Raw genomic sequence first — 704 nt, 5'->3', positions numbered from 1 at the left:
GCACCAACGTGTCGCAAGTGCCGAAATCGGCCTCGATGCCGCGACGACTGCCGCCGCGCTCGCCCGGCTTGAAGCAACCATAGTGGCGAAAGAAAAGCTCATCGGCGAGAAGAAGGCGTCGCGTGCCGCTCGAAAGCCCTGGCGTGATTACTTCGCTGCGATCGAGAAGATTCTGTCTGACGAACAGGCTGCGGCCATCACCAACTTCACGCGCCAATACGGCCCGCGGACATCGGTCATTCAGCGCCGGCTTCGATCGGTCTACGGCTTCGACGACGTCGAGATCGTCAATCGCAGGTCCGATATCTCGGTCACGGTCAAGCGGCATGGCGTCGAGCTGCGGCCCGTCGACTATTTCAGCGAATCCCAAAAGCAAACGCTGCAGCTCGGTCTCTTCCTGACGGCCTGCAGCGGACAAAACTGGTCGTCGCTCGCGCCGGTCTTTCTCGACGATCCCGTCACGCATTTTGACGATCTCAACATCTATGCGCTGTTAGATCTGATCATGGGTCTGCTGAAGTCAGACTTCGGCACCCGGCAATTCATCATCTCGACCTGCGACGAGAAGTTCTTCCAGCTCGCGCGCCAGAAATTCAACTATCTGCAGGACAGCGTTCGCTTCTACCGCTTCCGCGCCATCGGAGAAAACGGTCCTCTCATCGACCGGGTCGGTCCGTGAGTCGATCCGTGGCGTTGCACCAATG

General features: G+C 59.1%; 1 protein-coding gene. It reads left to right on the top strand.

The features are described 5' to 3' along the window. Positions 1 to 679 (top strand): hypothetical protein (locus AC1D00_RS44000; RefSeq protein WP_477015056.1); only part of this gene is annotated, 679 nt, incomplete at its 5' end. Positions 680 to 704 lie beyond the last annotated feature (25 nt).

Source organism: Bradyrhizobium sp. P2_E8 (assembly GCF_056403875.1).
Note: the sequence above shows the minus strand (reverse complement) of the source record. Positions and strands in the feature narration are given on the sequence as shown.